Below are 26,328 nucleotides of genomic sequence, written 5' to 3' on the forward strand. Positions count from 1 at the left end.
CACCACGGGTGCGCGCGACCCCCGCCGTCGTCATGAACAGACCTTGCCGTCCTTGGGCACCGTGCCGTCGAGCAGGTAGTCGTCCACCGTCGAGTCGACGCAGTCGCTCCCGCTGCCGTACGCCCCGTGGCCCTCGCCCTTCCAGGTGAGCAGCACGCCCACACGCTTGCCCAGTTCGTCCGCCATCCGCTGCGCGCCCTCGTAGGGCGTCGCCGGGTCGCCGGTGTTGCCGACCAGCAGGATGGGCGCAGCTCCGGCCGCGCTCACCTCCGGGCTGTCGAACTGCCCGGCCACCGGCCAGTCGTGGCACCAGCCGGCCGTGTCCCAGCCCAGGAACGTGCCGAACACGGGTGAGATCTTCTCGAACTCCGGCAGCAGCTTCTTCGTCTCCTCCAGCGTCGGCCGCTGCTTGTCGTCCAAGCACGATATGACCCGCTGCGAGTGCGTCGTCGTGCCGTAGTTCCCTTCGGAGTCCCGCTCGTTGTAGGCGTCGGCGAGCGTGAGCAGCTCGGAGCCGTCGCCCTCCTGTGCCGACTCCAGGGCGCTGGTCAGGGTCGGCCAGCCCTCCTTGCTGTACAGCGGCAGGACGATGCCGGTGACCGCCAGCGTCTGGGTCAGTTTCCGCCCGGAGGACGTCGGCAGCGGGTCGGCATCGATCCGCTGCAGCAGGTCGGCGATCTTCCGGCTGCCCTGCTCGGGGTTCTGGCCGGTCGACTTCAGGTAGTTGTCGAGTGCGAGCTGGAAGCCCTTCGCCTGGTTCTTCGCGTGCCCCACCGTGTCGGCGCTCGGGTCGACGACCGCGTCGAGGATCACCCGACCCACGTTCTTCGGGAACAGGTGGGCGTACACACCGCCGAGTTCGGTGCCGTAGGAGATGCCGAAGTAGTGCAGCTTGTCGTCGCCGAGGACCTGGCGCATCAGGTCCATGTCGCGCGCGCTGTCGGTGGTCGAGACATGCGCCATCAGCTCCCCGGCGTCCTCCTGGCAGCCCTCGCCGAAGTCGACGGCGTCCCGGAGGTAGGCCTGTTCCTCGGCCGTGGTGTCCGGGGTGGAGTCGACCGACTCGGCGGTCTGGATGTCCTTGTCGCTGCGGCAGCGGACGCCTTCGCTGGCGCCCACGCCGCGCGGATCCCAACTGACCAGGTCGTAGTGCTTGCGCAAGGAGGAGACCGTGGAGCCGTACGCCGGCATCGTCGACACCCCGGAGCCGCCCGGACCGCCGAAGTTGAACAGGAGCGAGCCGATCCGCTTGCTCCCGGTGGCGCGGGACTTGGCGCGGATCATCGCGAGGTCGATCGTGTCCCCGTCCGGCTTCGACCAGTCCAGCGGCACCTTCAGCTCCGCGCACTGCCACTCGCCGCCCGGAGCGTCGGCGTCCGCGGTGGCCTTGCAGCGGCCCCAGGCGGGCTTCTGCCCGGTCAGCGAGGCGGGCAGGGGTGCCGCCGTCACTTCCGCGGTGCCGGAGGAGGAGGCTGACGGGCGCGCGTCGGCCGTACGTCCCTTGTTGTCGTCCCCGTCGTCCGACGAGCCACCGCAGCCCGTCATCAGCAGTGCGGCGACGGCTCCCGACGCCGTCCACCGTACGAATCGCGCCATGTGCGTTTCCCCCCTCGCGGGACCGTCCGCACCGGTGGCGGAGGCTGTCAGGCCATAGTAGGCGGATCGCAGCACACCCGTCGGAGCCTGTGGATAACCCTTTGACCTGCATCTTTGTCGAGATTCGGAGTGTCAGGAGCAGACCGTCCCGGCGGTCGGCACCTTTCCGTTCAGCAAGTAGCCGTCCACCGCCGCCCGCACGCACTTGTTCTTGCTGTCGTACGCACCGTGCCCCTGCCCCTTGTACGTCAGCTCGACGCCTACGCCCTTGCCGAGGGCGCCCACCATCCTCCGCGCGCCTTCGTACGGGGTCGCCGGGTCCCCGGTGTTGCCCACGACGAGGATCGGCGCCGAGCCGGCCGCGCTCACGTCGGGATGGTCGGCGGCGCCCGGCACGGCCCAGTCGGTGCAGCCGACCATGCCCCAGGCCAGGAAGTCCCCGAACAGCGGGGAGGCCGCCCGGAACTCGGGAAGCTTCCGCTCCACCTGGGTCACGGAGTAACGCGCTTTGTCGTCGGCACAGTTGACCGAGACGTTGGCGGCGGTGATGTTGCTGTACTCGCCGTTCTCGTTGCGGCCGTTCATCGAGTCGGACAGCAGCATGAGGATCCTGCCGTCGCCGTCGTAGGCCTGCTCCAGGCCCACGGTGAGGTACTCCCAGAAGTCCTTCGAATACAGGGACTGTGCGATGCCGTTGGTCGCGGCGGTCTGTGTCAGTTCGCGCGGGAAGACGCCGGGGATCGGCTTGGCGTCCAGGGTCTTCAGCAGGGCTCTGATCCGGTCCTTCACATCCTGCGGGGTGTCCCCGACGGGGCAGTCCTCCGTCTTCGACGTGCAGTCCTCGGCGAAGTTGTCGAGCGCCAGCTGGAACCCCTCGGCCTGCCCCAGCGCGCCCTGCTCGGGCGTCTGCGTCGGGTCGACGACGGCGTCGAAGACGGCACGGCCCACGTTCTTCGGGAACAGGTGGGCGTACACGCCGCCGAGTTCGGTGCCGTAGGAGATGCCGAAGTAGTGCAGCTTGTCGTCGCGGAGGACCTGGCGCATCAGGTCCATGTCGCGGGCCGCGTCGGTGGTGCGCACATGCGGAAGGATCTTCTTCGACTTCTTGTCGCAGGCCGCGTTGAACTCCTTGGTGTTGTCCAGGAGCGTGCTGCGCTCGGCGGCGTCGTCGGGCGTCATGTCCTGCTGGAAGTACGCGTCCAGCTGCTCGTCGCTCTGGCAGCGCACGCCCGCGCTGCGGCCCACCCCGCGCGGGTCGAAGCTCACCAGGTCGTAGCGGGTGCGCAGGGTCGCGTAGTCCTCGCCGAACGCGGGCAGGGTGGTGACACCGGAGCCGCCCGGTCCGCCGAAGTTGAACAGCAGCGAACCGATCCGCCGGTTCTCGGGACCGCTCGTCCGCGCCCGGATCAGCGCGACGCCGATCGTGTCGCCCTTGGGTTCGCTCCAGTCCAGAGGTGCCTGCATGGTCGCGCACTGCCACTCGTCGCCGTCCGGCAGCGGTGACGGGGCGTTGCCCCCGCCCTCGGACTGGGACGGTGCGGGGCAGTCCTTCCAGCTCAGCTTCTGCGCCGTCAGATCCTCGTCCTGGGAGTCGTCGCCGCAGCCCGAGACCAGGGAGGTCAACAGGACGGCGGTGGCGGTGAGCACGACGGCGCGCGGGCGGGAGGGGTTCGGCATGATCCCATCCTGGGGTCGCACCCGCCCCCGCGCGCGGGGCACGGTCCGTACGAGCTACGGGCGTTCTCGCGTCGCCGGGGTCTGTCGTTCGGGTCGGACCGGGACAGGGAGCGGGGCCCGGTGGTGGGGGACGTTCCATGCCTTCAGGGCAGTGGGAGAGCATCGCAGGACGACGCGGCGAGGTGCGGTGCCAGGGCCCACGAGCCCGGCATGACCCCAGACGAGAGGTCCTACCCCTAGAGGGCGCCCTTGCGGGTGAGGTGGGTGAAGGCCAGCCAGCCCGGCAGCACCGGCAGCCACAGCGTCAGCAGCCGGTAGAGCAGCACCGCGGGGGCGGCGACCTCCTTGGGGAGGCCCACGGCGATCAGACCGACCGTCAGGGTGGCCTCCACGGCGCCGACACCGCCCGGTGTCGGGGCGGCGGAACCGAGCGCGTTGCCGGCGAGGAAGACGACGGCGACGCTGGCGAGGCTGATGGAGGTCGTCTCGTCGCCGAACGCGCGGATCGACGCGTCCAGGCACATCACGAAGCAGGCCGTCAGCAGCAGCATGCCGCCGATGCCGGTGACCAGCTTCTGCGGCCGCTGGAGCACGTCCAGCATGCGCGGCACGACTCCCGCGAACAGCGACCTCACGCGCGTGACGACAAACTTCCGCAGGAACGGCACCGAGGTCACCACCAGCACCAGCACCGCCACGGTCAGCAGACCCGCGATGACGGTCCGGGACGGCGACAGCGACGGCGTCTTCTCGGTGCCGGTCAGATAGCCGAACGACAGCAGCATCAGAATGTGGCAGCCCAGCCCGAACAGCTGCGAGGCACCGACGCTCGCCACCGCGAGCCCCGGCCGCACGCCCGCGCGCTGGAGGAACCGCGTGTTGAGGGCGACCCCGCCGACCGCGGCGGGCGCGACGATCTTCACGAACGACCCGGCGACCTGCGCGGCCACGGTCCGCGGGAACGGCACCCGCTCCGGCACGAACCCCAGCAGGCTCATCGCCGCCGCCACATAGCTCACCGCCGAGAACAGCACGGCCGCGGCGACCCAGCCCCACTCGGCGTTGGCGATGAGCGGACCGAACTCGATGTGTGTGAGCTGGGTCAGCAGGAAGTACGCGCCGATCGCGCCGGCGATGAAGCTGATCAGCGTGCGCGGCCGCACCCGCTCCAGGCGGGCCGGCTCCACCGGCGCCTGAGGCCGGATGAGAAGCACCTCGTGCCGGATCTGCGTGAGCAGGTCCTCCTCGCGGGCCTCGTCCAGCGCGTCGTCGATGGCCCGCTTCTCGGCCCGCGTCTCCGCGCGCACGGCCTTCTTCTCGGCCTTGTCGAGGGGAGGCCCGCTCTCGTGCCCGGCCGCCGCGTGGCGGGCCTGCTTGGCCTGCCGGGACGCCTCCAGGACGGCGTCGCGCTCGCGCTGCGCCCGCTCCCGGGCCAGTCTGCGCAGCGTCGCGCGCGTGGAGCGGCTCAGGGCGATGGGCTGGAGCATCGGCAGACAGTCGGCGACGGCGTCGGGACCGAGCACGCTCACCGCGGAGGCGACCGCGCGTTCGGCGCCCACCCGCAGGCCGAGCGTCACGAGCAGTTGCGAGGTGTCCATGCGCAGCAGCAGATCACCGGCCGCGATCTCGCCGACCCGCATGTCGGTGAGGATCACCGTGCCGGAACGATCCACCAGAATCGCGTCGCCGACCAGCCTGCGATGCGCGATGCGGCGGGACTGGAGGGCACGCACCTGCTGCCAGGTGTCGTGCAGCAGTTCGTCGGTGATCTCCTCGTCGGCCAGCGAGTCGAGGGTGCGGCCGCCGGTGTGTTCGTAGACGAGCATGACGGCGTCGGGGCCCAGCTCGGAGGTCGCGATCAGCTTCGGCGCGTTGGCTCCGGCTGCGATCGCCGCGTAGGCCAGCAGGGCCTCCTGCTCCAGCGCCTGGCGCAACGACTGGAGGCTGCTGCGGGTGGCGAAGCCGCGCAGGGTCAGATTGCGCCACGCGCGGTAGAAGAAGCCCTGCGCCTGCTGCTCGCGGTCGACCACGGTGACGTCCAGCGGTGGGCCGTCCTCCAGGGTGACGAAGTAGCGTCGGCCGCGGTCGCCGGTCTCCGGGGTCTCCGAGACCTCCTCGCGCGCGGCGCTCACCGGGCGGAAGCCGACGTGCCGCAGGCCCGCCATCAGCGTCCGTCCCGTGGGCCGGACATTGGGCGAGCCGACCGCGTACAGCGTGCCGTAGGCGATGGTCCAGCCGATCAGAACCGTCAGGATGATGGAGAACGGTGTCGTGTAGCCGGTGACGAGCATCGAGAACGCGTCGAGCATCAGCACGATCCACAGCACCGCGCGCCACCGTGGTCGCCGTGACATGCCGACGGCCGTCATATAGGCGATGACGGGCGCCAGATAGCCGTGCACGGGGTCGGTGAGGGCGTGGATGTCGCCGGGGGAGGGCTGGGTGAGCGCCTCCTGGATCGAGTTCGGGGCGGCCTTGGCGACCCACAGGTCGGTGGCGAGGGTCACTCCGTGGGCGAGGACCGCCGCGAGCACGCCGTCGGCGATCCGCAGCCCGTCGCGCTTGATGAGCCGCTCGATGGCGAACGCCACCGGCACCAGCAGGATCGCGATGCTGGACGCCAGTCCCGCGATCTTGATGAGAAGATCGGGCGCCTGGCCGGTGCCCTTGTTGATGTCCTGTTCCAGGCCCGAGGTCGTTCCGTGCGCAAAGGCGGCGATGCCCAGGAGGACGACGACGGCGAGCACGCCGATCAGCAGCCGCATGAGGTCGGAGGGGCGGTGCACGCGCGCGGGGAGCAGGGGTTCGTCGCCCTCGACCTCGTCGATGTGCGTCACCTCGACCAGGTCCTCGTCCTGTTCCGCCGGGCCGGCGGTGTCGGGGCGCGACGCAGCGTCAGAGGTGCCCTCCGGGTCCTCGGGATGCACACCCTGCTGCTTCATCGTCTCTTCTTGATCTCGTATCACCGGTCACCGCCCGCACGATGGTGGCATGCCCCACCGACACACAGGGGCATCAGGGTGCAAACACGGGGCGCACAGTCTGCCCGAAGCGTCGCTGTGGGGCGAGGGTCACGCTGGGTCGCGGGCCCGTCGCATTGTCGGTGCGGTGGTGCAGGATGGGTCGGATGAGCGAGCAGAGCCTTCCGGACGTCGCCCGCCCGGAGTACACCGGCGACACGCCGCCCGACCCCGCCGACGACGCGCTGCCGGAGTACGCCGAGCGCGTCCTCGAGGTTGCGGAGCTGATCCCGACCGGGCGGGTCATGACCTACGGCGACGTGGCCGAGTGGCTCGAGGAGGGCGGGCCGCGGCAGGTCGGCCGGGTGATGGCCCTCTACGGCGGAGCCGTCCCCTGGTGGCGCGTCGTGCGCGCCGACGGGGTGTTGCTGCCGGGCCACGAACTGCGGGCCCTCGACCGCTACCGCGCCGAGGGCACGCCGCTGAGAGAGGCGAGCCGGGCCGCCGCAGGGCATCTGCCGCGCCTGGACATGAGACGGGCGAGGTGGGACGGCGGTGAGCGTGCGGAGGGTCACATCTGACAGCTTCCGCCATCGACCCCGCCCAGGGGGACCCTGTGGCCCGTACGGGGTAAAGGGGGCACGTCCGTGACATGGCGTACGTTCGAGGGGCGAGGGACTGGCGTGGCCTACGGGCCGCACGGGCCGTGAGGGAAGAAGTGGAAGCCGTCCTTCCGAGCTGCCTGTCGGCGTAGCGGCGGCTGCACGCGTCGCCCTCATCCCGGGACCACCGCCCGCCTCGGACGGCACCCGTCCCACGACCCCCTCTCGACGGCGCCCCGCGCCGGACGTGACGATCTGCACACCCACCAGGACCGGCGAACCACGTGAGCTCCTCTTCCTCCACCAGGCGCCTGCCGCACCCCCAGGGGCGGCAGGGGAGCCATGGCGCGTACCGGCTGGTTCGTACCCGCCCGGCGCGGGTGGATCCCCCTCGTCTGGACGCCGCACAGCGCTCCGTGGTTGACCACACCACCGGCCCGCTGCTCGTCCTGGCGGGTCCGGGCACCGGGAAGACCACCACGCTCGTCGAGTCGGTCGCGGCCCGTGTGGCGCGCGGCGGCGACCCCGAGCGCATCCTCGTGCTGACGTTCAGCCGCAAGGCGGCCGTCGAGCTGCGCGACCGCATGGCGCTGCGCATGGGTGCCGCCCGCGCGCCGCGCGCCACCACCTTCCACTCGTACTGCTACGCCCTGGTGCGCGCCGAACAGGACAGCGACCTGTTCGCCGAACCGCTGCGGCTGCTCTCCGGCCCCGAACAGGACGTGGCCGTCCGCGAGCTGCTCGCCGGCCAGGTCGAACTCCAGCGGCACGGCCTCGCGCACGCGCGCTGGCCGGACGAGCTGCGCGCCTGCCTCACCACGCGCGGATTCGCCGACGAGGTCCGCGCGGTGCTCGCCCGCAGCCGTGAACTGGGCCTCGGCCCCGACGCCCTGGACGCCTTCGCCGGCCGCATCGGCCGCCCCGACTGGCGGGCCGCGGCCTCCTTCCTCGCCGAGTACCTCGACGTCCTCGACCTGCACGGCGTGATCGACTACGCGGAACTCGTCCACCGTGCAGTCCTGCTCGCCCACCGCCCCGAGATCGCTCAGCGGCTCGCCACGCAGTACGACGCCGTCTACGTCGACGAGTACCAGGACACCGACCCCGCCCAGGTACGGCTGCTGCACGCGCTCGCGGGAGGCGGCCGCACCCTGGTCGCCTTCGGGGACCCGGACCAGTCGATCTACGCCTTCCGGGGCGCCGACGTGAACGGCATCGTGGAGTTCCCGGAGACCTTCCCGCGCCGCGACGGGCGTCCGGCCCCCGTAGAGGTCCTGCGCACCTCCCGCCGCTCCGGCGCCGCGGTGCTGGCCGCCACCCGGCTCGTGACCCAGCGCATGCCCCTGACCCGCCTCCCGGCGGAGAAGGTCCGCGCCCACCGCGATCTCGCCCCCGCGCGCGAGGGCGGCCGGGTCGAGGTCTACACGTACCCGACATCCGGCACCGAGCTGGACAACATCGCCGACATCCTGCGCCGGGCGCACCTGGAGGACGGCGTGCCCTGGGGCGAGATGGCCGTCCTGGTGCGGGCCGGCTCCCGCACGATCCCCACGGTCCGCCGTACCCTCACCGCCGCCGGAGTCCCCCTCGACATCGACGGCGACGACCTCCCCCTGCGCCACGAACCGGCGGTGGCGCCCCTGCTGACAGCACTGCGCGCGGTGGCCACGGCGGAGACGGCCTCGGCTGCGGTACGGCCCGACGCGGGCGCCGACCGGCCCGGTGAGGGCGACGTGTCAGGTGAGGGGGAAAGCGGGCCTGCCGACACGGAGGCGGTGGAAGCGTCCTGGCTCGGCACCGAAACCGCCCTCACCCTGCTCGCCTCGCCCCTCGCGAGCATGGACGCCGCCGATCTGCGCCGCCTCGGGCGTGCCCTCCGCGACGAGGAGCGGGCCGCTGGCAACCCCCTGCCGCCGCCGTCCGACGAACTGCTCGCGCGGGCCCTCGCCGAGCCGGAGCGCCTGGCCGTGCACGACCCGGTGTACGCGCGCGGAGCACAGCGCCTGGGCGCCCTGCTGAGGAAGGCCCGTGAGCGTCTCGCGGGCGGCGGTACGGCCGAGGAGGCCCTCTGGGACCTGTGGGAGGGCACGCCCTGGCCCGCACGCCTGGAGCGGTCCGCCCGCCGCGGCGGCGCGGCGGGGCGCAACGCCGACCGTGACCTGGACGCCGTATGCGCGCTGTTCGCCACCGCCGCGCGCGCGGAGGAGCGTACCGGCGGGCGGGGCGCGCTGAACTTCCTGGCCGAGATCGAGGCCGAGGACATCGCCGCCGACACCCTCACCCGGCGCGCCGCGCGCCCCGACGCCGTTCGCCTGATGACCGCGCACCGCGCCAAAGGACTGGAGTGGAGCCTGGTCGTCGTCGCGGGCGTACAGGAGGGGCTGTGGCCGGACCTGCGCCGTCGGGGCTCCCTGCTGGAGGCCGACCGCATCGGCCGCGACGGGCTCGCCGAACCGCTCACACCGGGCGCCCTCCTCGCGGAGGAGCGCCGCCTGTTCTACGTGGCCGCCACGCGCGCGCGTGACCGGCTCGTCGTCACGGCGGTCAAGGCGCCCGCGGACGACGGCGACCAGCCCTCCCGCTTCCTCACCGAACTCGGCGTCGAGCCCAAGGACGTCACGGGCCGCCCGCGCCGCCCCCTGTCGGTCGCCGCGCTGGTAGCCGAACTGCGCGCCACGACGGTCGACCCCCGTGTCTCGGAACCGCTCAGGGAAGCCGCGGCACGTCGCCTGGCCCGCCTGGCCGCCCTGGCCGACGAGGACGGCCGGCCCCTCGTGCCGTCGGCGCACCCGTACCGCTGGTGGGGCATGTTCGAGCCGACCGAGAGCAAGGTGCCGCTGCGCGACCGCGACCGGCCCGTCGTGCTCTCCGGCAGCGCTCTCGACCAGCTCGCCAACACCTGCGCCCTCCAGTGGTTCCTGGGCCGAGAGGTGAAGGCCGACGCCCCCGCCACGGTCGCCCAGGGCTTCGGCAACGTGGTGCACGTCCTCGCCGACGAGGTCGCCTCCGGACACACCCCGGCCGACCTAGCCGTCCTCATGGAGCGCCTCGACTCCGTGTGGAACGCGCTCGCCTTCGACGCGCCCTGGAAGTCGGCGCAGGAGAAGGAGCACGCTCGCGTGGCGCTCGAACGGTTCCTGAAGTGGCACGTCATGGACCGCACCGGCCGCACGCCCGTCGCCAGCGAGCACGACTTCGACGTCACCCTCGAAGCGGGCGAGTACGAGGTCCGCATCCGCGGCCAGATGGACCGCGTCGAGGCCGACGGCGACGGCCGCGCCTACGTCGTCGACTTCAAGACCGGCAAAGCGGCGCCCACCGCGCGCGAGGTGGAACGCCACCCGCAGCTCGCCGTCTACCAGCTCGCCGTCAGCGAGGGCGCCGTCGACGAGGTCTTCGACGGCGCCCGCCCCGAGCCGGGCGGCGCCGAACTCGTGCAGTTGCGCCAGGGCGCCGCCAAGCGGGACGGCGGCGAGAGCCTGCCCAAGGTGCAGGCGCAGGAGCCGCTGGAGGGCGAATGGGTCGGCGACCTGCTCGCCACCGCCGCCGGCAAGGTCCTCGACGAACGGTTCACCCCCAGCGCCGGCCAGCACTGCACGCACTGCGCCTTCCGCGCCTCCTGCACCGCCCGGCCCGAGGGGCGCCAGGTGGTCGAGTGAGCCCGTCGGCGTGCTCGCCGGTGTGCCGCGGGGCGTGAGCGGTCAGGTCCGGCACACGGTGTGAGTGGCCGGTGTGCCGCGCTGCGCGAGTGGCCAGTGTGACGGACCGCACCACACGTGCTGACCTGCGCTTCCTGTGAGGCGACAGGCGATTTGTCATCGACTGTCAGTGCCCGCCGCTAGCCTCTCCCCATGCCCGCCCGTATCACCGATCCCGAGCAGCTCAAGGAGCTCCTCGGGATCCCGTTCACCCCGGAGCAGACGGCCTGCATCACCGCGCCGCCGGCCCCGCAGGTGATCGTGGCCGGAGCCGGGTCCGGCAAGACGACGGTGATGGCCGCGCGCGTGCTGTGGCTGGTCGGCACCGGCCAGGTCGCCCCCGAGCAGGTCCTCGGCCTGACCTTCACCAACAAGGCCGCGGGCGAACTGGCCGAGCGCGTCCGCAAAGCTCTGATCAGGGCCGGCGTCACCGACCCCGACGTCATCGACCCGGACAACCCGCCGGGCGAGCCGGTGATCTCCACGTACCACTCCTTCGCGGGCCGTCTGCTGACCGACCACGGCCTGCGCATCGGCCTGGAACCGACGTCCCGGCTGCTCGCCGACGCCACCCGCTACCAGCTCGCCGCGCGCGTCCTGCGCGAGGCGCCCGGCCCCTACCCGGCACTCACCCGGTCCTTCGCCGACCTGGTCGGCGACCTGCTCGCCCTCGACTCCGAGCTGGCCGAGCACCTGGTCCGCCCCGAGGACCTGCGCGGGTGGGACGCCGAGCTGCTGCGCACCCTGGAGGGCGCCAAGCTCAGCAACGCCGATCTGCGCAAAGTGCCCGAGACGGCCGCCGCCCGGCGCGAACTCACCGAGCTGGTGCTGCGCTACCGGGCCGTCAAGCGCGAGCGCGACCTGCTCGACTTCGGCGACCAGATCGCCCTCTCCGCGCAGCTCGCCCGGATCCCCGAAGTGGGCCGCATCCTGCGTGACGAGTTCCGCGTGGTGCTCCTGGACGAGTACCAGGACACCTCCGTGGCCCAGCGCACCCTCCTGGCCGGCCTCTTCGGCGGCGGGACCGGCCATCCCGTCACCGCCGTCGGCGACCCCTGCCAGGCGATCTACGGCTGGCGCGGCGCCTCCGTCGCCAACCTCGACGACTTCCCCGAGCACTTCGCCCACGCCGACGGCCGCCCCGCGACCCGGCAGGCGCTCAGCGAGAACCGCCGCAGCGGCGGCCGACTCCTCGACCTCGCCAACGGCTTGGCCGAACCGCTGCGCGCGATGCACGCGGGCGTGGAGGCACTCCGCCCCGCTCCCGGCGCCGAGCGCGACGGCATGGTCCGCTGCGCGCTCCTGACCACCCATGCGGAGGAGATCGACTGGATCGCCGACTCCGTCGCCCACCTGGTGAACACCGGCAAGGCGCCCGGCGAGATCGCCGTGCTGTGCCGCACGGCCACCGACTTCGCCGAGATCCAGGGCGCCCTGGTCGCCCGAAACGTACCCGTCGAGGTGGTGGGCCTCTCGGGCCTGCTGCACCTGCCCGAGGTCGCCGACCTCGTCGCCGTCTGCGAGGTCCTCCAGGACCCCGGAGCCAACGCCTCCCTGGTCCGCCTGCTCACCGGCCCGCGCTGGCGCATCGGCCCCCGTGACCTGGCCCTCCTGGGGCGACGCGCGCGGCTGCTGGTGTCCCACACGCGCGGGGGCGACGGCGACGACCCGGACCGGCGGCTCGCCGCGGCCGTCGAGGGCGTGGATCCCTCCGAGGTGATCTCGCTCGCGGACGCGCTCGACACCTTCCTCGAGACGCCCCTGGAGGGAACCGGCGACGACGACGAGCTGCCCTTCTCCCCGGACGCGCGCGTGCGCTTCGCCCGGCTCGCGGCCGAACTGCGCGACCTGCGCCGCTCGCTGGCCGACCCGCTGATGGACGTCCTGCACCGCGTCCTTGCCGTCACCGGCCTCGAGGTCGAACTGTCGGCGTCCCCGCACGCCCTGGCGGCCCGCCGCCGGGAGACCCTGTCGAACTTCCTCGACGTCGCCGCCTCCTTCGCCGCCGCGGAGAGCGAGGCGAGCCTCCTCGCCTTCCTCGGCTTCCTGCGCACCGCCGCCCAGTACGAGAAGGGCCTGGACAACGCCCTGCCCGGCGGGGAGAACACCGTCAAGGTCCTCACCGCACACAGGTCCAAGGGCCTGGAGTGGGACGTGGTCGCCGTCCCCGGCCTGGTCACCGGCACCTTCCCCAGCGGCCAGGGCCGCGAGAAGTGGACCGCCCAGGCCAAGGTGCTGCCGCACGGACTGCGCGGCGACGCCGACACGCTCCCCGACATCGAGGCCTGGGACTCCCGCGGCATGAAGGCCTTCCACGAGGCCATGAAGGACCACCAGCACACCGAGGAACTGCGCCTCGGCTACGTCACCTTCACCCGCCCCCGGTCCCTGCTCCTCGGCTCCGGCCACTGGTGGGGCCCCACCCAGAAGAAGCCCCGCGGCCCCTCCGACTTCCTCCAGGCCCTCCACGACCACTGCACGGCCGGATACGGCGAGATCGAGGCCTGGGCCGACCATCCCGAGGAGGACGAGGAGAACCCCGTCCTCCATCAGGCGTCCGCCGACCAGGTCTGGCCGCTGCCCCTGGACGACGCCTCGCTGGCCCGCCGCCGCGCCGCCGCCGCGACCGTCCTCGCCCACCTGGAGAACCTCGCCGCCGCCCAGACCGGCGCGCCCACGGCCACACACGACCCCGAGACCCACCACGACCCCGACTGGCCCCCGCCGCCGGACGAGGACGAGCCCGCCCCGACGGAGCCTCCCTACGCCGACGAGGCGGACCCCTTCGAGGCGGATCCCTACGAGCCGGACCCGTACGGCGAGGCCGACCCCCCCGGCGAGCCCGACCCCTTCGACGAGGCCCCGCACGACCAGGACGGCTGGACCACCGCCCGCCCGGCCGTCCCGCACCAGGCATCACGCCCCGAGCCGCGCCGGCCCCGCCTCACCCCGGAGGAGGCCCGTACGGTCGCCTCCTGGGACCGTGACCTGGACGCACTCGCCGGGGAGCTGGTACGCGCCCGGCAGCGCGTCACGGACGTACCCCTCCCGGTGACGCTCACCGCGTCGCAGTTGCTGCGCCTGGCCGCCGACCCGGACGGACTCGCCCAGGAACTCGCGCGCCCCATGCCCAGCCCGCCCCAGCCGGCCGCGCGCCGGGGCACCAGGTTCCACGCGTGGGTGGAGGCCCGCTTCGAGGAGCTGACCCTGCCCTTCCTGGAACCGGAGGAACTGCCCGGCGAGGACGCGGAGATCGCCGACGAACGCGACCTGGAGGCACTCAAGGACGCCTTCGAGCGCACCGAGTACGCCCGCCGCACCCCCTACCGCGTCGAGGCCCCGGTCCAGCTCACCCTCGCCGACCGCGTCGTACGGGGCCGTATCGACGCCGTCTACAAGGACGGCGACGGCGACAGCGCGACGTACGAGATCGTCGACTGGAAGACCGGCCGGGGACGCGACGGCGACCCGCTCCAGCTCGCCGTGTACCGGCTCGCGTGGGCCGAGCAGCACGGTGTGCCCGTGGAATCCGTCACAGCGGCGTTCGTCTACGTGCGCACCGGTGAGGTCGTACGACCCGCGAATCTGCCGGACCGGGCCGCGCTGGAGCGCCTGTTGACCCAGGAGGACGCCCTGGAGGACGACAGCGGGGAACGGGCAGCGCAAGTAAACCGTGCGTAAGCACCCGGCCAGGATGTCGGTGCGGCCGGATAGGCTCGTGACCATGAGCCAGACCCCGGACAGCGCCGTCCGCACGTACATCGAGCGCCATCGTGCGGCGTTCCTCGACGACCTCGCCGAGTGGCTGCGCATCCCGTCGGTCTCGGCCCAGCCCGACCACGCGCCCGATGTCCGCCGCAGCGCCGACTGGCTCGCCGCCAAGCTCAAGGAGACCGGCTTCCCGACCGCCGAGGTCTGGCAGACGCCCGGTGCGCCCGCCGTCTTCGCCGAGTGGCCGTCCGGTGACCCGCAGGCACCCACCGTCCTGGTCTACGGCCACCACGACGTGCAGCCCGCCGCCCGCGAGGACGGCTGGGACAGCGACCCCTTCGAGCCGGTCGTCCGCGGAAACCGTCTCTACGCGCGCGGGGCGGCCGACGACAAGGGCCAGGTCTTCTTCCACACCCTGGGCGTGCGCGCCCACCTCGCCGCCACCGGCCGCACCGCCCCGGCCGTCAACCTCAAGCTGCTGATCGAGGGCGAGGAGGAGTCCAGCTCCCCGAACTTCCGCGCCCTCGTCGAGGAGCACGCCCGGCGGCTCGCCGCCGACGCCGTGATCGTCTCCGACACCGGCATGTGGTCCGAGGACACCCCGACGGTGTGCACCGGCATGCGCGGGCTCGCCGAGTGCGAGATCCGGCTGTACGGCCCCGACCAGGACATCCACTCCGGCTCCTTCGGCGGTGCCGTGCCCAACCCGGCCACCGCCGCCGCCCGCCTCGTCGCCGCCCTGCACGACGAGCACGCACGCGTGACGGTCCCCGGCTTCTACGACGGCATCGTCGAACTCACCGACCGCGAACGCGAACTCTTCGCCGAACTGCCCTTCGACGAGGGGAGTTGGCTGCGCACCGCCAAGTCGCACGCCACCCACGGAGAAACCGGGCACACCACCCTGGAGCGCATCTGGGCCCGCCCCACCGCCGAGGTCAACGGCATCGGCGGCGGCTACCAGGGCCCCGGCAGCAAGACGATCGTCCCGTCCTCCGCCTTCGTGAAGCTGTCCTTCCGACTGGTCGCGGGACAGGACCCCGACCAGGTGGAGAAGGCGGCCCGTGCCTGGGCCGAGGAGCGGGTGCCCGCCGGCATCCGTCACGAGATCACGTTCAGCCCGGCCACGCGCCCGTGCCTGACCCCGCTGGACCACCCGGCCCTGCGATCCGTCGTGCGCGCCATGAGCCGCGCCTTCGAAGGCCCCGTCCGCTTCACCCGTGAGGGAGGCTCGGGACCCGCCGCCGACCTCCAGGAGGTACTCGACGCCCCGGTGCTCTTCCTGGGGATCTCCGTGCCCTCCGACGGATGGCACGCCCCGAACGAGAAGGTAGAGCTGGACCTCCTCCTCAAGGGCGTCGAGACCACCGCGTACCTCTGGGGCGACCTCGCCGAGACCTGGCGCCATGCGCCCTGACGACCTCGCCCGGTCCGGAGCGACACCGCGCGCGGGGCACACTGGACAGGCCGCCCCGCCCGGCGACACCGCACCGGACCCGGTCGCCCCCTGCCGCACGTCCCGCTGAACCGCCCGCCGAAACAACCGTTCCACCGGGGGAGTTGGAAGCACCCGTGACCACCTGGACCGACCAGAACGCCGACCGACCCATCTCGCTCACCGCCCCGAGCGGCATCGACCGCGCCGCCCACCACCGGCTCGACGAGGCCTGGCTCGCCGCGGCATGGAGCCACCCCACGACACGCTGCTTCGTCGTCTCCGGCGGCCAGGTCCTCATCGACGAGACGTCCGACGGCCGGACCGAACTCGTCATGACGCCCTCCTTCGAGGCTCCCCTCACCGAAGCCCACCGCTACTTCCTGGGCACCGACGACGACGGCGTCAGCTACTTCGCCCTCCAGAAGGACGCGCTGCCCGGCCGTATCGACCAGTCCGCCCGCCCCGCGGGCCTGCGCGAGGCCGGACTGCTGCTGTCCCCGCGCGACGCGGGCCTCATGGTGCACGCGGTCGGCCTGGAGAACTGGCAGCGCACCCACCGCTTCTGCTCGCGCTGCGGCGAGCGCACGGTCATCGCCGCCGCCGGCCACATCCGCCGCTGCCCCGCCTGCGGCGCCGAGCACTACCCGCGCACCGACCCCGCGGTGATCATGGCGGTCACGGACGAGGAGGACCGCATCCTGCTCGGCCGTCAGGTGCACTGGCCGGAGGGCCGCTTCTCGACGCTGGCCGGCTTCGTCGAGCCCGGCGAGTCCATCGAGCAGACGGTGCGCCGGGAGGTCTTCGAGGAGGCCGGCATTACCGTCGGCCAGGTCGAGTACGTCGCCAGCCAGCCGTGGCCCTTCCCGTCCAGCCTCATGCTCGGCTTCATGGCCCGCGCCACCTCCACCGTCATCGACGTCGACGGCGACGAGATCCACGAGGCCCGCTGGTTCTCCCGCGACGAACTCGGCGCGGGCTTCGAGTCCGGCGAGGTCCTTCCCCCCTACGGCATCTCCATCGCGGCCCGTCTGATCGAACTCTGGTACGGCAAGCCGCTGCCCATCCGCACCTTCACGTGAGACGTGACACGAAGAGGGCGGCCCCTGAGATCCAGGGGCCGCCCTCTTCGTCATTCCGCCGCTACATACGGCGAGTCATGCGCCGATCTTCTGCTTTACCTGAGCCAGCGAGGGGTTCGTCAGCGTGGAGCCGTCCGGGAACAGCACGGTCGGCACCGTCTGGTTTCCGCCATTCGCCTTCTCCACGAACGCCGCGGACTCCGGGTCCTGCTCGATGTTGATCTCGTTGTACGTGATGCCCTCGCGGTCCATCTGGCTCTTCAACCTGCGGCAGTAGCCGCACCACGTGGTGCTGTACATCGTCACAGTGCCCGGCATGTCTCTCGCGCTCCTTCGGCGACTCGGGGGATGTGGGGTCGCGGAGAGGGAACGCGCGGGGAGGCACCGCCATTCCCGCGAACGGCCCCGGACCGCCGTGACGCCTGCCGAGAGACACTGTGACGCCTGCCGCGGGTGGCTGTGACGCCTGCCGCATTAATACGACTGCTGGTGCCTCCCTGTGGACAACCGGCTCACCAGTCTCCGGTGACCTGGCAGCATGGCTGTGTGACAGCAGCAACGCACTCCACCCTTTTCCCGCAGGTACCGGACTCGGCCGACGCGGTGCTCGAAGGGCTCGACCCCGAGCAGCGCGAGGTGGCCACCGCCCTGCACGGACCGGTGTGCGTGCTGGCCGGAGCCGGTACGGGCAAGACCCGGGCCATCACCCACCGCATCGCCTACGGCGTGCGCGCGGGCATCCTGCAACCCTCCAGCGTCCTCGCCGTCACGTTCACCAACCGCGCCGCCGGCGAGATGCGCGGGCGGCTGCGGATGCTCGGTGCCCAGGGTGTCCAGGCCCGCACCTTTCACTCCGCGGCCCTGCGTCAGCTCCAATACTTCTGGCCGAAAGCGATCGGTGGCTCACTGCCCCGGCTCGTCGATCGCAAGGCCCAGCTCGTCGCCGACGCGGCAGCCTCCTGCCGCATTCGCCTCGACCGCGGCGAGCTGCGGGACACCACCGCGGAGATCGAGTGGTGCAAGGTCACCCAGACCGTCCCCGCCGACTACCAGGCGGCCGCCGCCAAGGCCGGCCGCGAGACCCCCCGCGCGCCCGCCGAGATCGCCCAGCTGTACGCCGCCTACGAGGACCTCAAGCGGGAGCGCGGCGTCATCGACTTCGAGGACGTGCTCCTGCTGACCGTCGCCGTCCTCCAGGATCGGCAGGACATCGCCGAGCAGGTCCGCGCCCAGTACCAGCACTTCGTGGTCGACGAGTACCAGGACGTCAGCCCCCTCCAGCAGCGTCTGCTGGAGCTGTGGCTCGGCGACCGGGACACCCTGTGCGTGGTCGGCGACGCCAGCCAGACGATCTACTCCTTCACCGGAGCGACTCCCGACCACCTCCTCGACTTCCGTACCCGCCACCCGGGGGCCACCGTCGTCAAGCTGGTCCGTGACTACCGTTCCACCCCGCAGGTCGTCCACCTCGCCAACGGTCTGCTGGCCCAGGCCCGCGGCCGGGCCGCCGACCACCGCCTGGAGTTGATCTCCCAGCGCACGCCGGGACCTGAACCCGTCTACACCGAGTACACCGACGAGCCCGCCGAGGCCGAGGGGGCGGCCCGCCGCATCCGCGAGCTGGTCGACGCCGGTGTGCAGCCCGCCGAGATCGCCGTCCTGTTCCGCACCAACGCCCAGTCCGAGACCTACGAACAGGCCCTCGCCGACGCCGGCATCCCCTACCAGCTGCGCGGCGCCGAGCGGTTCTTCGACCGCCCCGAGGTGCGCAAGGCGATCAACGCCCTGCGCGCCGCCGCCCGCTTCGGCGGCAACGACGCCCTCCTCGAGGACGCCGTCGACCTGCCCTCCCAGGTGCGCGCGGTCCTGTCCGGCGAGAACTGGACGCCCCAGCCGCCCGCCGGATCCGGTGCCGTCCGGGAGCGCTGGGAGTCGCTGGCCGCCCTGGTGAACCTGGCGCAGGACTTCACCGCCGCCAGAGCGAGTGCCACGCTCGCCGACCTGGTCGCCGAACTCGACGAGCGCGCGGGCGCCCAGCATGCCCCGACGGTCCAGGGCGTCACTCTGGCCTCCCTGCACTCGGCCAAGGGCCTGGAGTGGGACGTCGTCTTCCTGGTCGGCGTCGCCGAGGGCATGATGCCGATCTCCTACGCGCGCACCGACGAGCAGATCGAGGAGGAGCGCCGCCTGCTCTACGTCGGCGTCACCCGGGCCCGCGAGCGCCTCCACGTCTCATGGGCACTCTGCCGTTCGCCTGGAGGTCGGCCGAACCGCCGTCCCAGCCGGTTCCTCGACGGACTGCGTCCGGGCTCCGGCAGCGCGGCCGGACGCGGTGCCGGCGGCGGTGCCGGAGGCGTCGAGCGCGGCTTCCCGATTGCGGCGGCGGGCGTGGCTGCGGCCGTGCCGCGCCGGACCCAGCGCAGCCCGGCCCGCTGCCGGGTCTGTGGGCGCACCCTGACCGACGCCGGCGAGATGAAGCTGATGCGCTGCGAGGACTGCCCCTCCGACATGGATGAGGGGCTCTACGAGCGGCTGCGGTCCTGGCGCGCGGTCCAGGCACGCCGGGCCGGTCAGCCCGCGTTCTGCGTCTTCACCGACAAGACCTTGATCGCGATCGCCGAGGCCGCCCCCGAGGAACCGGGCGAACTCGCGCGGATCCCGGGCGTCGGCACGCGGAAGCTCAACCGCTACGGAACCGATGTCCTGGCCATCTGCGCAGGCCAGGACCTGGGCGCCGAGGACGAGGACGACTGATCCGAACTCGTCGGAAAAATAGTTTGCGCATGCCCCAGCAATCCCCATAGGTTCTTAGGCACGAGAACAGAGGCCTTCTCGGAGGCCGAGGTTCCGTGCTGTACTTGCATATCCGCCGGACTGGGTTCGATCCCGGTCCCCCGAGACGCCGAGAGGAGGCGATTCCAGTGATCATCATCAACAACAGCTCCGTCAGCACCGCCAAACTGACCGATCGCTCGATCGTCTCCGTGTGCACTCTCGCCGCCTCGAACCTGGGCACCGGTCTGTCCGGCATTCGTGCCGATCGGCCGGCGTCCCTCTCCGTTGCCCCCGCGGGTCTTGTTGTCCGCGAGCGCAGTGAGCGACCGACCGAGGCACTGGAAGCAGCAGTAGCGGCACAGGCGAAGGCCTATGCCTTTACGGCGACCGGTGCCGGAGCCCGGAAGCAGACGACGCAGCACCACCTGATGTGGGCCTTCCGTGGGCCAGAACCCTGGAGTGATCCAGCCTGATCGTCGATCAGGCCGGCGCCTTCAGGGCCGCGGAACCCCACCCGGGATCCGCGGCCCTTCTGTTTGTCCCGACCCGGGACGACAGAGCGAAGGGGCCTCGGGACAAGAAAAGAACCCGGTACCAAGCCGCCACCCGGCCCAACAGGGCCGGAACGACCAGACGAGGAAGACGAACCGTGCAACTCGAAGCGCACGCCCCGTCCGTACCGCCTTCCGAAACGATCCCCCCGCCCGGCCTCACGGAGGACTCCACCTTGACCCCGCTCACGGCGCTCACCGCGCTCGACGACGCCATCGAGAACCTCGGCGTACCCGTCCCCTGCCGCTCCTACGACCCGGAGGTCTTCTTCGCCGAGTCGCCCGCGGACGTGGAGTACGCCAAGTCCCTCTGCCGGACCTGCCCGCTGGTCGAGGCCTGCCTCGCCGGCGCCAAGGAGCGGCGTGAGCCCTGGGGCGTCTGGGGTGGCGAGCTGTTCGTCCAGGGTGTCGTCGTCGCCCGGAAGCGGCCGCGTGGCCGCCCGCGCAAGAACCCGGTCACGGCATGAACACCATCGCAGGAACGATCGACCGTCCCGTCACGCACGACCCCAAGAAGCAGGCCCCGATGAAGCCGTCGACCAGCGAGCCCGCAGGCTCCGCGACCCAAGACGTCACCACCACCGGCGCGAACGACTCGCGTCAGAACAGGACCCGCGAGATGCAACTCATCCCAGAAGCCCTGGCTCGTGCGCATATGCACGACCGGCTGCAGGAGGCCGAGCGGGAACGCCGGGCCATGCGCCTGGTGACCGCTCGCCGGATGCAGCGCCGGGCCGAGCGCGCCTCGCTGCGTGCCCGGCGGGCGCTCGCCATGGCCGTGATGCAGTAGTCCCTTCCACCTGAAGCGGTGGCCTCCCGCAGACAGGGGGAGGCGAAGCTTTCCCCGCGGGGGCCGGTCCGTCCGAACGGACCGGCCCCCGCGCCGCGTCAGGGCACGGAGAGTGACGTGCGACCGAGGCGTGACCGAGGGCGGCCGCACTCGGCCGGGCGGCCGGTCGGCCCCCGGGGTGATCACGCCTCCGCGACCGACTCCTCCACTTCCAGGACCTCGTCCTCCAGGCCCTCGTCGAGGACGAACCCCGGGAGCCACCCCTCCAGTTCCTCCCGCAGCCGGACCGTCGCACCGAGCTGGCACAGCACGCCGATCGTGCTCAGGGTCACCCGGTGTATCAGCAGGTACGCGGGGGGAAGGTTGAGCTGCCTGCCCAACTGGTAAGCGGGGGAGCGCGGGTCGGCGATCCGGGCCGCCTGGCTCCGCATCCAGTCCCGGGTGAACGTGAACTCGTCGACCAGCGCCGGTTCGATGATCGGCAGAAGGTAGTCGAGGACCGCGTCGGGCTCCAGCTCGATGGACTCCTTGACGAAGCCCTCCTCGCGCAGCAGCTCGTAGACCGCGTCCGCCTCGCCGTCGAGGGTCATGCGCAGCGAGGTGCCGATCGGCTCGGGCAGACCGCCGGGGAGCCGGTCGACGGTGCCGAAGTCCAGGACGCCCAGGCGCCAGTCGTCCTCGCCGTCCGGACCGCCGGGCACGAGACGGAAGTTGCCGGGGTGCGGGTCGGCGTGCAGCAGACCGGTGCGGGCCGGCCCGGAGAAGAGGAAACGCGAGAGCAGCTGGCCGGCGCGGTTGCGCTGCTCGGGGGTGCCGCCGGAGATCACCTCGGAGAGGGGCACGCCGTCGATCCACTCGGTGACCAGGACCTGGTCGCACTGGTGGACCACCGCCGGGACCAGGACGTCGGGATCTCCGTCGAACTCCTCCGCATGGGCCTGCTGGGCCTGCGCCTCCAGCCCGTAGTCCAGCTCCTCGGAGACGCGGTCCCGCAGTTCGGTGATCAGCGGCTTGATGTCCATGCCGGGGATGAGGGGACCCAACAGCCGAGCGAAACGGCTGAGTTGATTGAGGTCCGACAGCAGGGCCTCGCCCGCGCCCGGATACTGGACCTTGACCGCGACCTCCCGCCCGTCGTGCCACACGGCCCGGTGCACCTGGCCGATCGACGCGGCCGCGGCCGGTTTGTCGTCGAAGGTGAGGAACAGTTCGGACCAGTCCTCGCCGAGCCGCCCCGCGAGCACGGAGTGCACGGTGCGGGTCGGCATGGGCGGTGCCGCCTCCTGGAGCTTGGTGAGCGCCGCGCGGTAGGGGCCGGCGACCTCCTCGGGCAGCGCCGACTCGAAGACGGACAGGGCCTGTCCGAACTTCATCGCGCCCCCCTTCAACTCGCCGAGGACTTTGAAGAGTTGTTCCGCCGTGCGCTGTTGCAGCTCACGGCCGACGATCTCCGCGGACTCGCCCACGATCCGTTTGCCGAGGCCCCATGTGGCCCGGCCCGCGATGCCGAGCGGGAGCGCGGCGAGTTTGGCGGTCCGGGTGACCGCCTTCCGGGGAAGATCAGACATGCGCCCTCCAGGTCCCAGAGAGCCGCGCCGCGTCTGCCGTACGGCGTAACTCCTTCGAATGCCGTTGCTCCGTCATTGTCGCGCGCGACTCGGTGTCCTCGGAGCGGGTGTGTTCCTCGTTACCTTTCTCGGCTGTCCCGCACAGGCACGCGGGATGCGCCCACACCGGCCGCGGATGCCACTGGAGGGCCGGTACGGAGACCTCCCAGCGCGTGCCCGCGCTGGACGGGAGCATGCCGTCGAGGAAGGCGAGCGCATGGGCCGCCGCCAGCCCCGCGACCGTGGTGGCCAGCGTCAGGTCGCAGGCGCGGACGGCACGGCGCGTCCCGGAGTGCCACTGCGCGACCAGCCGGGGCCACGCCGGGTCCCGGTCGGTGCGCGCCTGGTGCAGGCATCCCGCGCAGGCCGTCTCGCCGGGCAGGACGAGCGGACCGACCACTCCGGTCGCCTCGACGACCCCGGCGTACAGATGCGGTGTGCCCGAGGCGATCAAGGGCTCGGTCTCGGAGGGAGCCGGGGCGTGCACGGACACGTCGTCCCGCGGGGCGAGGATCACCAGGGAGAAACCGGGCACGTCCGCCCCGGCCGGTGAGCGGGTGCTCCTGCGGGGCGGCCGGTCCGGGGCCGCCCGGCGCACCGCACGACGGGCGGACTCGTCCCGGCGCTCACCGATCGCCTCGGCGGGCAGCCCGCCCGGAGAGACGTCCTCCGGCTCCACCACGCCGCCGTCACGGACGTCCACCTCGCCGACCCCCGCGCCCGACAGCAGCGAGGCCAGCACCGCGCCCACCCGGCCCGCACCCCGTACCTGCACCCGCAGCCGGCGTCTGGCGGCCAGGTGCTCGAGGGCCTCGCCCGGTTCCGACGTGGTCAGCGACAGCGACGCGAGGTCCGGGCGCAGCCGGTCCATGACGCCCTTCTTCTCCCGCAGGGCGGCCTCGTCCGGCCCGCCGCCGCGGGAGTCGTCGAGCAGGCCCGCTCGCGCCAGCCGCCGCACCAGCTGATCGACATGTCCGTCCGGCAGGTCCATCCGGCGGCCCTCCTCCCGCAGGAGAGGGAGCCCGCGGGTGCCGTCCAGCAGGTCCAGGAAACTGCCCGTCGCGGTGTCCACCGGGCCGAGCGTCAGCGCGTGCGCCGGGGCCAGCCCGAACTGCACGGTGTTCAGATCACGCCAGCCGCGCCGCAGCGCGGGCTTCACCATCGGATGCATAGAAGGCCCCCGTCAGCCTGGAATCTCCCCGTACGCCGACGGTGCGGGGCCGCCATGGGGCGACCTCGCTCCGCCGACGAGTGCCAGGATGCCCGGCCGCGCCGAAGGGCGCCGAAAGTTGTCCACAGGGACCGGGATTCATCGTACAAATGCGTCGTACGAGGCAAACAGGAGGTGAGAGATCGGAACCGAACCGTCCCGGAGTCGGGACTTCCCGCCTGCGCAGCGGGTAACGTCGGGGCGTGCCCGCCGACCCACTGCACCGCGCCGGAACGCCACAGCGCAGCACGACGAGCCAGCCGCCGAGCGGCTCACGGGCGAGCGCGATCGAGGTCCGCAGGAGCGCCCGCCGACGCCGGACGGTCTCCGCCTACCGCGAGGGCGATCGCACCGTCGTGCTCATCCCTGCCCGGATGTCCGAGGCCGAGGAGCAACGCTGGGTGAGCGTCATGCTCGACAAGCTCGCCGCCCAGGAGAGCCGTCGGCGCGTCCCCGGCGACGCAGAGCTGGCCGGGCACGCCGAGCGGCTGTCGGCGCAGTACCTCGGCGGCCGGGCCCGGCCCACCACGGTCCGCTGGGTCACCAACCAGAACACCCGCTGGGGCTCGTGCACCCCCGCCGAGGGCAGCATCCGCCTCTCGCACCGTCTCAAGGGCATGCCGGAGTACGTGATCGACTACGTGCTCCTCCACGAACTGGCGCACCTGCTCGTGCCCGGCCACGGCCCCGACTTCTGGCGGCTGCTGGAGGCGTATCCGCGCACCGAGCGGGCCCGCGGCTACCTGGAAGGGGTGGTCGCGGCCGAGCGACTGCCCCACCTGCCCGGCGCCGGCGGGGAGTGAGCCCCGCGCGCGTGTCGTCCGGCGGCGTCCCGCGCGGGTTGTGTACCGGGTCTGTACCGACATCGTCCGGTGTCCGAGTTTGCCGTTAGCCTGACGCGACGCACTCGCAATCGGGATGGGGGACGGTCGTTACGCATGCCCAGGGAATTCCAACGCGGCCACAAGACCAGGATCAGTGACCTCACCGCGGGCACGGATCTGTACGTAGGTGTGCAGATCTCCGGCCCCGGTCTGACCTTCGACATCAGCTGTTTCGGCCTCGACGCCGACGAGCGGCTCTCGGACGACCGGTACTTCGTCTTCTTCAACCAGCCGAAGACCCCCGAGGAGTCGGTCCAGCTCCTGGGCGCCCAGGCGGGTGACACGGAGTCCTTCCGCGTCACCCTCGACCGGATCCCGTCGCAGATCCGGAGACTGTCCTTCACCGCGACCCTCGACGGCGCGGGCCAGATGTCGCAGATCGCCCCCGGCTACCTGCGCATCGTCGCGGGCGGCGAGGAGGTGGCCCGCTACTCCTTCGACGGCTCGGAGTTCTCCACCGAGCGCGCAGTGATGCTGGGCGACTTCTACTTCAAGGACGTGTGGCGCTTCGCGGCCGTCGGACAGGGCTTCGACGGCGGCCTGGACGCGCTGCTGAAGAACTTCGGCGGCGAGGTCGCCGAGGAGGAGGCCCCCGCCGCGGCGCCCCAGCCGCAGTCCGGTGCCGCTCCCGGCTTCGCCCCGCCCGCTTTCGGCGCCCCGTCCGCGCCGGCCCCGGCACCCGCCCCGCAGCAGCCGCAGCCCGCGGCACAGGGCTTCGCCCCGCCGGCCGGCCCGCCCCCGGCCGCGACCCCGCCGGTGCACGCCGCGCCGACGATCGTCGCGCCCATGACCCCGCCCGGCGGAGTCCAGATCCCGCCGCCGTCCCCGGCTCCCGCGCCGTACGGCCAGCCCGGCCAGCAGCCGCCGTACGGCCAGCCGCCGCAGCCGCAGCCGTACGGGCAGCCCGGCGCGCCGACCGCCCCGCTGCCCCCCGGCTACGGCCAGCCCCAGGCGCCGCAGGCGCCCACGCCGCCGCCCGGCTACGGGCAGCCGACCCCGCCGCCGGGCTACGGCCAGCAGCCCGCGTTCGGCCAGGCCCCGGGCCAGCAGCCCTACGGCGTGCCGCAGGGCGCTCCCCAGGGCGGCGCCGGTGTGGGCGCGGCCCTCCAGCAGTTCAAGGAGACGCCCACCGGGCAGCGCTGGACGCCGCAGACCCGGAAGCTCATCCGCGTCGACCTCGGCGTCGGAGGCCAGCCCGTGCTCGCCCGGCAGGGCAGCATGGTGCTCTATCAGGGCAAGGTCGACTTCAGCTACAAGGGCGCCGGTTTCGCCGGCCGGATCGTCGGCAACGCGACCGGCCAGGAGATGCAGCTGATGCGCTGCACCGGTCAGGGACAGGTGTTCCTCGCCGAGGACTCCACGATGCTGCACCCCATCGAGCTCCAGGGCGACGGCATCTGCGTCTCCGCGGAGAACGTCCTCGCCTTCGACGAGAGCCTCCAGTACGAGGTCCGCCGCATCGAGGGCCACGGCATCCCCGGCGGCGCGCTCTTCACCATGCAGTTCACGGGTACCGGCACGGTCGTCGTGAAGACGCACGGCACGCCCGTCGTCCTGCCGGTCACGCCGACCACCTTCGCCGACTGCAACGCCGTCGTCGCCTGGTCGGCCGCCGCCCAGGTCGTCGTATCCAGCCAGGTACGCATGCGCCGCAACGCGTATCCGGGCGACACGGGAGAGAGCGTGAACCTCCAGTTCCGGGCCGCTCCCGGAAACTTCATCGTCGTCCAGCCGTACGAGGTCTGAGGGA

The 26,328-nt window shown here is 72.3% G+C and carries 17 protein-coding genes; 11 read left to right on the forward strand and 6 right to left on the reverse strand.

Annotation, left to right across the window (positions count from 1 at the left end):
* Positions 1 to 30: 30 nt before the first annotated feature.
* The 3 genes from ACFWJX_RS35005 to ACFWJX_RS35015 all read right to left on the reverse strand — a co-directional run bounded on the left by ACFWJX_RS35005 (position 31) and on the right by ACFWJX_RS35015 (position 6,215).
* Positions 31 to 1,596 carry an alpha/beta hydrolase gene (locus ACFWJX_RS35005; RefSeq protein WP_383250359.1) on the reverse strand — a complete coding sequence of 522 codons (1,566 nt, stop codon included), beginning with the start codon at positions 1,594 to 1,596 and terminating at the stop codon, positions 31 to 33.
* Positions 1,597 to 1,728: 132 nt separating this feature from the next.
* Positions 1,729 to 3,273 (reverse strand): alpha/beta hydrolase, encoded by a 1,545-nt coding sequence (locus tag ACFWJX_RS35010; RefSeq protein ID WP_383250360.1) that lies wholly within the window; start codon positions 3,271 to 3,273, stop codon positions 1,729 to 1,731.
* A 236-nt stretch (positions 3,274 to 3,509) separates the two neighbouring features.
* Complete coding sequence (locus ACFWJX_RS35015) at positions 3,510 to 6,215, reverse strand: YbhN family protein (protein WP_383250361.1); 2,706 nt, start codon at positions 6,213 to 6,215, stop codon at positions 3,510 to 3,512.
* A 185-nt stretch (positions 6,216 to 6,400) separates the two neighbouring features.
* Between ACFWJX_RS35015 and ACFWJX_RS35020 the strand changes: the two genes are divergently transcribed.
* The 5 genes from ACFWJX_RS35020 to nudC all read left to right on the forward strand — a co-directional run bounded on the left by ACFWJX_RS35020 (position 6,401) and on the right by nudC (position 16,761).
* Positions 6,401 to 6,814 carry an MGMT family protein gene (locus ACFWJX_RS35020; protein WP_383250362.1) on the forward strand — a complete coding sequence of 138 codons (414 nt, stop codon included), beginning with the start codon at positions 6,401 to 6,403 and terminating at the stop codon, positions 6,812 to 6,814.
* A 305-nt stretch (positions 6,815 to 7,119) separates the two neighbouring features.
* Positions 7,120 to 10,494: an ATP-dependent helicase gene (locus ACFWJX_RS35025; protein ID WP_383250363.1), complete on the forward strand. Its 3,375-nt coding sequence runs from the start codon at positions 7,120 to 7,122 to the stop codon at positions 10,492 to 10,494.
* A gap of 192 nt (positions 10,495 to 10,686) precedes the next feature.
* Positions 10,687 to 14,214 (forward strand): ATP-dependent helicase, encoded by a 3,528-nt coding sequence (locus ACFWJX_RS35030; RefSeq protein WP_383250364.1) that lies wholly within the window; start codon positions 10,687 to 10,689, stop codon positions 14,212 to 14,214.
* A 43-nt stretch (positions 14,215 to 14,257) separates the two neighbouring features.
* On the forward strand, positions 14,258 to 15,661 hold the full coding sequence (locus ACFWJX_RS35035; RefSeq protein ID WP_383250365.1) for a dipeptidase: 1,404 nt from the start codon (positions 14,258 to 14,260) through the stop codon (positions 15,659 to 15,661).
* A gap of 155 nt (positions 15,662 to 15,816) precedes the next feature.
* Positions 15,817 to 16,761, forward strand: coding sequence for an NAD(+) diphosphatase (nudC, locus tag ACFWJX_RS35040; protein WP_383250366.1), 945 nt, complete (start codon positions 15,817 to 15,819; stop codon positions 16,759 to 16,761).
* Between the two features lie 75 nt (positions 16,762 to 16,836).
* Here the strand turns inward: nudC and ACFWJX_RS35045 are convergent, their stop codons facing one another.
* Positions 16,837 to 17,079 (reverse strand): mycoredoxin, encoded by a 243-nt coding sequence (locus tag ACFWJX_RS35045; RefSeq protein ID WP_045559070.1) that lies wholly within the window; start codon positions 17,077 to 17,079, stop codon positions 16,837 to 16,839.
* Between the two features lie 228 nt (positions 17,080 to 17,307).
* Here ACFWJX_RS35045 and ACFWJX_RS35050 point away from each other — a divergent pair, with 228 nt between their 5' ends.
* The 4 genes from ACFWJX_RS35050 to ACFWJX_RS35065 all read left to right on the forward strand — a co-directional run bounded on the left by ACFWJX_RS35050 (position 17,308) and on the right by ACFWJX_RS35065 (position 20,877).
* Positions 17,308 to 19,515, forward strand: a complete 2,208-nt coding sequence (locus ACFWJX_RS35050) for an ATP-dependent DNA helicase UvrD2 (protein WP_383250367.1) — start codon at positions 17,308 to 17,310, stop codon at positions 19,513 to 19,515.
* A 167-nt stretch (positions 19,516 to 19,682) separates the two neighbouring features.
* Positions 19,683 to 20,009 carry a hypothetical protein gene (locus ACFWJX_RS35055; RefSeq protein WP_383250368.1) on the forward strand — a complete coding sequence of 109 codons (327 nt, stop codon included), beginning with the start codon at positions 19,683 to 19,685 and terminating at the stop codon, positions 20,007 to 20,009.
* Positions 20,010 to 20,185: 176 nt separating this feature from the next.
* On the forward strand, positions 20,186 to 20,554 hold the full coding sequence (locus tag ACFWJX_RS35060; RefSeq protein ID WP_030038270.1) for a WhiB family transcriptional regulator: 369 nt from the start codon (positions 20,186 to 20,188) through the stop codon (positions 20,552 to 20,554).
* On the forward strand, positions 20,551 to 20,877 hold the full coding sequence (locus ACFWJX_RS35065; RefSeq protein ID WP_073498831.1) for a hypothetical protein: 327 nt from the start codon (positions 20,551 to 20,553) through the stop codon (positions 20,875 to 20,877). The genes ACFWJX_RS35060 and ACFWJX_RS35065 overlap by 4 nt, the downstream gene beginning before the upstream one ends.
* Positions 20,878 to 21,059: 182 nt before the next feature.
* Here the strand turns inward: ACFWJX_RS35065 and ACFWJX_RS35070 are convergent, their stop codons facing one another.
* Both ACFWJX_RS35070 and ACFWJX_RS35075 read right to left on the reverse strand, forming a co-directional pair.
* Positions 21,060 to 22,445 (reverse strand): ABC1 kinase family protein, encoded by a 1,386-nt coding sequence (locus tag ACFWJX_RS35070; protein WP_383250369.1) that lies wholly within the window; start codon positions 22,443 to 22,445, stop codon positions 21,060 to 21,062.
* Positions 22,438 to 23,655: a ThiF family adenylyltransferase gene (locus ACFWJX_RS35075; RefSeq protein ID WP_383250370.1), complete on the reverse strand. Its 1,218-nt coding sequence runs from the start codon at positions 23,653 to 23,655 to the stop codon at positions 22,438 to 22,440. The genes ACFWJX_RS35070 and ACFWJX_RS35075 overlap by 8 nt, the downstream gene beginning before the upstream one ends.
* A 242-nt stretch (positions 23,656 to 23,897) precedes the next feature.
* Here ACFWJX_RS35075 and ACFWJX_RS35080 point away from each other — a divergent pair, with 242 nt between their 5' ends.
* Together ACFWJX_RS35080 and ACFWJX_RS35085 are read left to right on the forward strand one after the other, a co-directional pair.
* The gene (locus tag ACFWJX_RS35080) at positions 23,898 to 24,497 is read left to right on the forward strand and encodes a M48 family metallopeptidase (protein ID WP_383250371.1); all 600 of its coding nucleotides are present in this window, start codon (positions 23,898 to 23,900) and stop codon (positions 24,495 to 24,497) included.
* Between the two features lie 135 nt (positions 24,498 to 24,632).
* Positions 24,633 to 26,324 carry a TerD family protein gene (locus ACFWJX_RS35085; protein WP_383250372.1) on the forward strand — a complete coding sequence of 564 codons (1,692 nt, stop codon included), beginning with the start codon at positions 24,633 to 24,635 and terminating at the stop codon, positions 26,322 to 26,324.
* The last annotated feature ends 4 nt before the right edge of the window (positions 26,325 to 26,328 follow it).

Origin of the sequence: Streptomyces sp. NPDC058335 (assembly GCF_042723915.1) — a bacterium.
Classification (GTDB): domain Bacteria; phylum Actinomycetota; class Actinomycetes; order Streptomycetales; family Streptomycetaceae; genus Streptomyces.

Excerpts from the sequence above, each read along its gene's own strand:
- ACFWJX_RS35030 (WP_383250364.1), top strand. The coding sequence starts at position 10,687 with ATGCCCGCCCGTATCACCGATCCCGAGCAGCTCAAGGAGCTCCTCGGG.
- ACFWJX_RS35085 (WP_383250372.1), top strand. The coding sequence starts at position 24,633 with ATGCCCAGGGAATTCCAACGCGGCCACAAGACCAGGATCAGTGACCTC.
- ACFWJX_RS35035 (WP_383250365.1), top strand. The coding sequence starts at position 14,258 with ATGAGCCAGACCCCGGACAGCGCCGTCCGCACGTACATCGAGCGCCAT.
- ACFWJX_RS35065 (WP_073498831.1), top strand. The coding sequence starts at position 20,551 with ATGAACACCATCGCAGGAACGATCGACCGTCCCGTCACGCACGACCCC.
- ACFWJX_RS35010 (WP_383250360.1), bottom strand. The coding sequence starts at position 3,273 with ATGCCGAACCCCTCCCGCCCGCGCGCCGTCGTGCTCACCGCCACCGCC.
- ACFWJX_RS35075 (WP_383250370.1), bottom strand. The coding sequence starts at position 23,655 with ATGCATCCGATGGTGAAGCCCGCGCTGCGGCGCGGCTGGCGTGATCTG.
- ACFWJX_RS35070 (WP_383250369.1), bottom strand. The coding sequence starts at position 22,445 with ATGTCTGATCTTCCCCGGAAGGCGGTCACCCGGACCGCCAAACTCGCC.
- ACFWJX_RS35045 (WP_045559070.1), bottom strand. The coding sequence starts at position 17,079 with ATGCCGGGCACTGTGACGATGTACAGCACCACGTGGTGCGGCTACTGC.
- ACFWJX_RS35015 (WP_383250361.1), bottom strand. The coding sequence starts at position 6,215 with ATGAAGCAGCAGGGTGTGCATCCCGAGGACCCGGAGGGCACCTCTGAC.
- ACFWJX_RS35005 (WP_383250359.1), bottom strand. The coding sequence starts at position 1,596 with ATGGCGCGATTCGTACGGTGGACGGCGTCGGGAGCCGTCGCCGCACTG.
- ACFWJX_RS35020 (WP_383250362.1), top strand. The coding sequence starts at position 6,401 with ATGAGCGAGCAGAGCCTTCCGGACGTCGCCCGCCCGGAGTACACCGGC.